Annotated in this window: 1 protein-coding gene; it reads left to right on the top strand. The window is 34.9% G+C overall.

Annotated elements, in window-relative coordinates; all coding sequences use genetic code 11:
• Window positions 1–252 precede the first annotated feature (252 nt).
• Window positions 253–894, top strand: coding sequence for an LON peptidase substrate-binding domain-containing protein (locus tag AC33VI_RS12415; RefSeq protein ID WP_491782581.1), 642 nt, complete (start codon window positions 253–255; stop codon window positions 892–894).
• The last annotated feature ends 428 nt before the right edge of the window (window positions 895–1,322 follow it).

A 1,322-nucleotide genomic window follows, 5' to 3' on the forward strand; every position in this document is an offset into this window, starting at 1 on the left:
AATTACAGCCGTTTTCAGTTGAATAGCTCTCTGGGAAAATTTACTAGTTCGTAGTTTTTAGTTTTTAGTTCTTAGTTCTTAGTTTTTAAAGTTTAATTATGTGGTCTACCCATGTGAAAAGCGCAGTAAAATCTGGTTGGTTGATAGCACCTGTTGAATAATCTTTTTCAACCAACAACTAGAACTTCGCCTTATGAGAGAAAATCCGCTAAAGTAAGTAATAATACCAAACATAGCTAGAAATAAGTTTAGATGGCATCTTCTTCAATCGCAGTTAGAGAACTTCCTTTATTTCCCCTACCTGAAGTAGTCTTATTCCCCAGCCGTCCTTTGCCCCTTCATATCTTTGAATATCGTTATCGGATTATGATGAATACGATTTTAGAGAACGATCGCCGTTTTGGAGTGCTGTCAATCGATCCTGCTACTGGAGAGATTGCTGAATATGGCTGCTGTGCGGAAATCCTTCACTTTCAAAGACTCCCTGACGATCGCATGAAAATGCTCACCTTCGGACAACAAAGATTTAGAGTATTAGAATATGTCCGTGAAAAACCATACCGAGTTGGCTTGGTAGAATGGATCGAAGATAAAGCTCCTACTAAAGATTTAACACCCATTGCAACTGAAGTAGGAGATTTATTGCGAGATGTAGTTCATTTTTCCGCTAAGTTAACTAGCCAAAAAATCGAGCTTCCCGACGATTTGCCTAGTTCCCCTACGGAATTATCTTATTGGGTAGCTAGCAACTTATACGGAGTTGCTTCGGAACAACAAGCATTACTAGAAATGCAAGATACTCTAGAACGCTTGCAAAGGGAACAGGAGATTTTGAGTTCTACTCGCAGTCATTTAGCAGCAAGAACAGCTTTAAAGGATGCTTTAGATGATTGATAATGAATAATTTATCTTGACTATCTTTTATAGTCATTCCTAATAAGAACCATACGAAAATATGTACTAATTATTGCTCCCTAATCCCTAACCCCTAATCCCTAATCCCCCGAACAAATTACTGAGATAGTACGGAAATTAATTAGAACGACTATATTTTGCTAAAAACTATTAGAAAATTAATTAAGGATTTAATCGTATTTCTTATAGTTAATTTTCTTTTTTAATTAGCTTTGGTTCGACTGAAAAAACGCTCTAAATAAAAAAGAAAATTAACTATAAGAAATACGATTAAATCCTTAATTAATTTTCTAATAGTTTTTAGCAAAATAAAAGATAGTCAAGATAAATTATTCATTATCAATCATCTAAAGCATCCTTTAAAGCTGTTCTTGCTGCTAAATGACTGCGAGTAGAACTCAAAATCT

It is taken from the genome of Waterburya sp. (genome assembly GCF_058530065.1).